This is a genomic window from Myxococcus sp. CA005 (assembly GCF_006518205.1).
GTDB classification, from domain to species: Bacteria; Myxococcota; Myxococcia; order Myxococcales; family Myxococcaceae; genus Myxococcus; species Myxococcus xanthus.
The window spans coordinates 46,215-53,380 of record NZ_SRLV01000057.1; the positions used below are offsets into that span (position 1 = coordinate 46,215).

Below are 7,166 nucleotides of genomic sequence, written 5' to 3' on the forward strand. Positions count from 1 at the left end.
GGACACACCCTACGGTGGCCCCCCAAGCCCGGCCTTCCACAGGGGCGTGGCCGGGACGCGCTCCAGGATTCCAGAGCCGAAGACGCGGTCCAACTCCAGGTACTCCAGATGGACGTACCCGATATGGCACCCACAGGTCTGCTTCGCGCACGGCCGGGGTCTCAGCGCGGAGTCGAAGTCCGGCGCGTAGATGTTGCCAATCGCCTCCTCGATGAAGTGGCAACGCCGCGCCGTGCCCTCTCCATCCACGGAGATGACCGACTCCCCGCCTCGGCACGCGCGGCCCAGGCTCGGGTGGCGCGTGTTGTTCACCGGGAAGAGCGGGTCCAACCGCGTGAAGCGCGCCACGTCTTCCGCCGTGTACGGCTCCTCCTGCCCGTCCTTCACCGCGTTGATCCACAGGTAGGTGTCCGCGGGAAGCTCGGCACGCAGGGCCTCCGCCTCTTCCGTGAAGCGAAGGAACCCCACCACGCCCACGCTGTGCCGCACGCCCAGCTCGGTCAGCTTCGCGCACTGGGCCACGAAGCGGTGCCGCTTGGTCCACTCCGGGTGGTACGTGGCCCAGATGCCCAGTTTGTCCGCGCGCACCCCGGCCACCCAATCCAACTTGCAGGACAGGTTCGTCTGGATGGCCAACCGCTCCACATGCGGCAGATGCGACAGGCGCGCCAGCGCCTCTTGATACCAGGGCCAGATGAGCGCCTCGCCCCACGGCGTGAAGAACACCGACACCGTGTCCTGCGTACGCGCCTCCACCCACGCAACGAAGCGCTCCAGGTCCGCGCGGTCCTTGGCCAGCTCCTCGTCGGTGTGCTTCCACTTGCCGAAGGGGCAGTACTCGCATCCGTAGTTGCAGCTCGACAGCGGGCCTCGATAGAGCACGGTGAGCTTCATCGCCAGGCGTACTCCTTCATCATCGCCTGCACCTGGTCGGAGTGCAGCCAGGGGCCAATCATGTCGGAGCGCTCCACGCCCGCCGCGGTGAGCTGCACCACCCCACCATTCTTCCGCGCCAGTCCGTGCGCCTCCAGCTCCTCCAGCTCCGGGAAGTCCTCCAGCGCGTCGGAGCAGAAGCGCTGCCGGTAGACGGCAAGATCCACGCCATCCGCCAGCAGCGACAGCAGCATGTAACGGCGCCGCCGCTCCGCGGAGTCCAGGCGGAAGCCGTAGCCCACCTCGCCGAACGACGCCTCGGACCGCTCGCTGTACGACGAGATGATGGAGCGAACCTCGCGAGAGCCCACCGCGTATTCCGACGAGTAATGCACCTGGCCCGTGTACGAGCGCGCCCCGCAGCCCAACCCCACCATGCCGTCCTCCTGGCAGCGATACACCGGACCGCCCGCGTCCGGCGCATGGCGCGCACGGAACATCCGCATGGAGACCTGCGTGTAGCCCTCCGACAGGAGGAAGTCGCGGCCCACGCGATACAGCGAGAGGCGCAGGTCGTCCCACGCCCGCGCCTTCTTGCCCAGGAAGGTCAGTGGCCGGACGTAGAGCGGGTAGAGATAAATCTCCTCCGGCGAGTAACGAAGCGCCGTGCGCAGCGAGTAGAGGAAGCTCTCCTCCGTCTGCCCCTCCATGCCGTAGATGAGGTCCAGGTTCAGCGTGGGGAAGCCCGTGGAGCGGATGAGGTCCAGCGCGGCCTCCACCTGCGCCGTCTTCTGGGGCCGCTTCACCGCGGCCACCTCCGCCTCGATGAAGCTCTGGATGCCCATGCTCACCCGGTCCGTGCCGCGCGAGCGCAGCACCTGGAGCTTCTGCGCGTCCACCGTCTCCGGAGACACCTCCACGGACACGGGGATGTTCTTCATGTCGGCGCCCATGACGCCTTCGGCCATGTCGAACACGGTGTTCAACCCCGCCACGTCCAGCAGCGTCGGCGTGCCGCCGCCAATGGCGGCCCGGGCGAAGCTCGCCGTCCCCAGCGCCTCCTTCACCCGCTTCGTCTCGCGCACCAGCGCGCCCAGGTACCCGTCCACCACGTCCTGCTTCGGCCCGGCGGCGGTGAAGAGATTGCAGAAGCCGCAGCGCATCTCGCAGAAGGGCACGTGGATGTAGAGGAACAGCGCGTCGCGCCGCTCCTCCGCCCAGACGGACTCCAACGGGAGCGCGGGCGTGAAGGGCCGGTAGGCCGTCTTGTGAGGGTAGCCGTAGAGGTACGCCACGTAGGGCGACCCTTCGAGCATCTGCTCCAGACGCGTCATGGTGCGGTTTCTCGAGGTAGCAGGAGTTCAGCGTAGGGCACCGTCCACACCACGGGGTGGGCCAGACGATGGCCGGTGAAGCCGTCCTCGCCGTAGGTGGTGCCATGGTCCGAGCAGACGATGCAGAAGGCGGGGCCCCGGCGCCGCAAGGCGGCGAACAACGGAGGGAGCTGCGAGTCCACGTACGCCAATGCCGCGGCGTGCGACTCGCGCGAGTCCTGGGTGGCGCCGGGCACATAGTGCCGGTTCGGTTGGTGCAGCGCCGACACGTTGATGAAGAGGAAGACGCGCTGCTCACGCGGCAACGCCTCCAGCCGCTGGACGGCCAGCGTCACCTGGTGCTCGGTGGATCGAGGGTCCGTCACGCCCAGCTCGGGGCTCCAGTGGCTCTCCGCGAAGAGCCCGGGGAGCACGTTGCCCAGCGGATTGCGCTTGTTGAAGAAGCCCACGCCACCAATGCAGATGGTGTGGTACCCGCGCCCCGCCAGCCCGGTGACGAGGTCCGGCGCGTCCAGCACGCAGGTGTCCGAGGCCGTCGTCTCGCTGCCCTCGAAGCGCATCGAGAACAACCGGGGATGCAGCCCCGGCGTCGCGGGCGTGGGCAGGAAGCCCGCGAAGAAGGCGTGGTGCGCCGCGTACGTGAAGCTCGCGGGAGAGTGCCGCTGCTCCCACCGGCCTCCGGGCAGCAGCGCGGAGAGGTTCGGCGTGCGCCCCTGGGCCGCGAGCGCCTCGGCGACGTCGTAGCGCAGGGTGTCCAGGGTGATGAAGAGCAGGTCGTGCGTGCCGATCACGGCGTTCATGTCCATCGCGTGAGCACTCCGGCGATGTCGTCGATGCGCGATGGAATGCACTCCACCGTGAACATGGGCGGAGGCAGCGCGGAGGGCCACGGCCGGCCGTGAGACACCCAGCAAGTGGCCATCCCCAGCCGCGCGGCGCCCACGACGTCCCGCGCCGGGTCGTCGCCCACGTGCAGCACCTCTTCCGGCGAACGTCCGACGTGGGCCAGCGCGGCCTCGAAGATGCGGGCATCCGGCTTCGAAGCGCCCACCTCGCCGGAGAGAAAGACATCCGGCAGTACCTCCGCGAGCCCCGCGCGGGCCAGCTTCGTGCGCTGCACCCGCGCCGAGCCATTGGACACTACCGCCACCGGCCGGCAGCGGGCCACGGAGGCCACCCAATCGCAGACGCCCGCGTCCTCCTGGACGAGCAGAGGCAGGCGCGACGCCATGTCCTCCCAGAGCGCGTCTGGAGTGAGGCCCAGGCATGGGAACGCCTTCGTCACCTGCTGGCAGAACGCGCTCCGGGACGCGCCGCCACGCTCATCCACCGCGTGCATCCACGCCACGGCTTCGGCACGCCGAGCCTCGGGGAGCAACGACAGGTAACGGGAGACGAGCGTGTCCACGTAGCGCGAGAAGGCGCCCGCGCGGTCAATCAGCGTGTCATCCAAGTCGAAGAAGACGGCCCGGGGCCGCATCCGAGCACTCCTTCCCGAGGCGAGGATACGCCGCCCCGGCTGCGTCGAACAGCGACAACGCAGTGGAGCGACCGCGTCCAGGCGGATTCGCCGGGCCCCTGCCCCCGTACCTGCCCGTTGGAAGGCGGGGGACTCGGAGATTCCCGGCGAAGCAGCGGGCGTTCAGGGGGACAGGTGCGCCTCGCGGTCGAACGCCTCCAACGCCCAAACGACCTCCTCCTGCGAATCCGTGAGCATGAGGTAGCGCGCGTAGTCGTAGCCCTGCGCGAGCTGGTGCACCAGCGGGTACACGGGCCGGGTGCGCGTCCAGAACTCGGTGCCCAGGAAGATCATGGGGCTGATGACGCCCACCGAGTTGTAGTGGTTCTGGCACGCGTCCTGGAACACCTCCTGGATGGTGCCCGCGCTGCCGGGCGAGTAGATGATGCCGCCCTTGGCGACGGTCAGCAGGCCGTCTTCCCGCACGCTGTTGGCGAAGTACTTCGCGATATGCGTGGCGAAGGGGTTGGGCGGTTCGTGCCCGTAGTGCCACGTGGGGATGCCCAGGCTGGTGCAGTACGGCAGGTCGTCCTCGCCCAGGGGAAATGCCCTGCGAACGTCGAAGGCGCGCGAGAGCCACTCGCGGTCGGTGTAGCTGGGCGCCTGCGCGAGCAGGGCCAGTCCCGCGTCCAGCTCCGCCTCCGTGCGCCGCGCGAACCACACGCCCACGTGCGTGGCCTCCATGGCGCCTGGACCACCGCCGCTGACCATGAAGAAGCCACGGCGCGCCAGCTCGCGCGCCAGGGAAGCCACCGCGCGATAGTCCGGCTGGCCGCGCTTCATGGAGTGGCCGCCCATGATGGCCACCACCTTGCGCACGCCCCCGGACCGGTACAGCAATCCTTGCATGGCCTCCGTGACCGAGTGGTCGTGGAGCCGCTGCGCCAGCGTCTCCAGCAGCGTGGGAGGACTGCCGCGCCCGTTCGCCGCCCAGTGCGCGTAGATGCGCGCATCCGGTGTGTCCGCGTAGGACTCCGGCTGAGCCGGGTCGAAGCCGGCGTACAGTTCCTCCGGCGTGTACAGCGCGCCACGGTAGGGCTGATAGGGCACGCCGGAGATGGGCGGGAACACCATGGCCCCATGCTCCACGGTGGCCTTCAGCGCATCCTTCTCCAGCTCACAGCCCAGGAAGACGGCGCCCACGAGCTTGGCGGAGGCCAGTTCCTGGGTGTACCGCCGGAGATCCAGCCCTTGGATGATGACGTTGGCGAACCCGACACCCGCCGAGAGGTGCCGCTCGAATGCCTCGATGGTCCCGATTTCGATCACGCATGAACAATTTCACGCCTCGCGGCCCTGTGGGTAGCGAGGAGTGCAGCTCAAGGCGAATGTGCATTTTCGCGGGCCCATCGGCCCCTGACGCTCAGCGCCGCGCCTCCAGCACCCGCAGGCACGCCTCCGCCTGAAGCAACTCCAGGCGGGCTCCCGCGGCGGACGCATCTCTCGCCGCGAGCTGGAGCTGACGTCCGGCTTCATCCCACTCGCCCAACTGCAACTGGGCCCGCCCCAGCACGCACCGGAGCAACGATTGGAGGCGCCGGTCCTCCAACATGGACGCCAACTGGAGCCCTCGCAGCGCGTCTTCCTTCGCCAGCTCGGGCGCGCCCGCGCGCGTATGCAGCAGCGCCAGGCCATGGTGCGTGTAGGCCATGCCCCGGCGGTCTCCCGTGCGGGAGTCCAGCTCGAGCGCGAGCTGGAAGAAGTGCGCCGCGCGCTCCCTGTCTCCTGCCCGCGAATACGCATCGCCCAGGTTCAGCAGCGCGGTGGAGTGCTCCCACGTATCCCCCGCGCGCTCGCTCCAGCGCAGGACCTGGGCGTATTCGGACGCCGCGGCCTCCGGGAATCCCAGCCCGAGCTGCGCGCTGCCCATGGCCCGGTGGAGCAGCGCCTCCACGCCCGCCCACGCGGGGCCGTCATCCCGGACCGCCCGCTGCAACTGCTCGCGGGCCAGGACAATCCTCGCGCGCGCCTCCTCGAACCGCCCCAGCGCGGACAGCGCCAACGCGGAGAGCGCGTCCAGCGACACGGACAACAGCGGCGCCGCGGACAGACAATCCCGGCGCCCCTCCCTGTCGAGCCCCAGCACCTCCTCGTACCTGCCGAGCGCGAGCACCACCGACGCCCGCTTGAACAGACGCCGGGCCCGGTCCCCCGCGGGAGACGCCAACCCCTCATCATCCAACGTCCGCGCCGTATGCCACGCGGCGTCCGCTTCCGCGGGCTCGCCCGCCAGCCGGTGCGCGTCGCCCATGTATTCCCAGAGGCGGCGCTGCCACTCCCGCGCGGCGTCTGGCTTGAGAGCATCCGCCAGTCCCAACGCGAAGCGATACACAGCCATGGCGGGCCCCGGCTCCAATGCCGCCAGGTTCCAGCCTGCCAGTGATACCAGATAAGGCAGTGCCCGGGAGGACTCCTCTGCTGACAGCCATTGCCTTGTCAACTCCATACAGGCGCGTTGACGCAGCGGCTCCGGAAGGGCCTCATAGGCTTCCGCTGCCCGCCGGTGCGCCGCGGGCAACTCCGCCTCCGGCAGTTCGTCGACGCCCGGGGCGGGCTCCACCGCCCACGTGTACCGGCCTCCCGCGACGGAGCGCAGCCAGCCCCCCGTCTCCAGCAGCGCCAGCGGCCCTACCCCACCCGCCAACGCCACCAGCACCGCCCGGGGAAACGACGGGCCCAGCACCGACGCCGCCCGGAGCACCTCCCGCTGTGCCGGGGGCAGCAAGGCCTGCCGCGCCGCATGTGCCGCCTCGCCCGTGAGTGGCACCTCCCGCTCCGGCTGCTCCTCGTGCAGGGTCACCGCGTGCAGCAGGTGCAGCGGGTGTCCGGCACTGCCGCGCAGCAGCGCCACCCGGGCCGCGGGCGTCAGTGTCCCCCGGTTCCGCAGCCGGCCCTCCAGCAGCGCCGCGGACTCGGCGGGCCCCAGCCGCCCCACCGTCAGGACTTCCGCCGTAAGAGGCGCGGGCGCCGTGCCACTGGGGCGCTGGAGCGCCAGCAACAGCAGCGGCGTGTGCGACAGCCGCGACACCAGCTCCTCCACCAGCGCATGGCTGAGCGCGTCCCCATGCTGCCAGTCCTCCAGCACCAACAGGCGCGGACGGCGGTGGGGCATCAGCGCGTGGCACAGGGAGTCGAAGAGGGCGGTGCGCTCGGAGGCGAGGCTCGCCGGAATGCCCTGGCGCTCGCGGCCTTCCAGGAAGCGCTGGATTCGCTCCGCGTCCGCGCTGGACACGCGGCCCGTCCCGGCCGGCGGGCTGAGCGCCCGCGTGGCGTCCAGCAGCTCCCGGAAGATGCCCGCCGGTGCGCCCGGCAGCGCCAGGCCACTGCCCTCCCAGACTTCGAAGCCATCCGAGGCCAGGCGCTCCACGAAGGCGTCCTTGATGCGCGTCTTGCCCATCCCCGCCTCCCCCATCAACCACACCGCCCGTCCCAGCCCGCGC

The 7,166-nt window shown here is 70.2% G+C and carries 6 protein-coding genes; all 6 read right to left on the reverse strand.

Translation table 11 applies throughout. The features are described from left to right. Positions 1-9: 9 nt before the first annotated feature. A complete protein-coding gene (locus FMQ63_RS23840; RefSeq protein ID WP_011552950.1) occupies positions 10-894 on the reverse strand; it encodes an STM4011 family radical SAM protein in 885 nt (294 codons plus the stop codon). Continuing rightward, positions 891-2,207, reverse strand: a complete 1,317-nt coding sequence (locus tag FMQ63_RS23845) for an STM4012 family radical SAM protein (RefSeq protein WP_011552949.1) — start codon at positions 2,205-2,207, stop codon at positions 891-893. The genes FMQ63_RS23840 and FMQ63_RS23845 overlap by 4 nt, the downstream gene beginning before the upstream one ends. Beyond that, entirely contained in the window at positions 2,204-3,013 is an 810-nt protein-coding gene (locus FMQ63_RS23850) for an STM4013/SEN3800 family hydrolase (protein WP_026114243.1), read from the reverse strand. The genes FMQ63_RS23845 and FMQ63_RS23850 overlap by 4 nt, the downstream gene beginning before the upstream one ends. Continuing rightward, positions 3,004-3,687, reverse strand: coding sequence for an HAD family hydrolase (locus FMQ63_RS23855; protein ID WP_011552947.1), 684 nt, complete (start codon positions 3,685-3,687; stop codon positions 3,004-3,006). Before FMQ63_RS23855 ends, FMQ63_RS23850 begins: the two co-directional genes overlap by 10 nt. Positions 3,688-3,849: 162 nt before the next feature. Next, the gene (locus FMQ63_RS23860) at positions 3,850-4,995 is read right to left on the reverse strand and encodes an LOG family protein (RefSeq protein WP_011552946.1); all 1,146 of its coding nucleotides are present in this window, start codon (positions 4,993-4,995) and stop codon (positions 3,850-3,852) included. A 94-nt stretch (positions 4,996-5,089) separates the two neighbouring features. Next, on the reverse strand, positions 5,090-7,166 hold a 2,077-nt coding region (locus tag FMQ63_RS23865; RefSeq protein WP_141276728.1), incomplete at its 5' end, for an AAA family ATPase.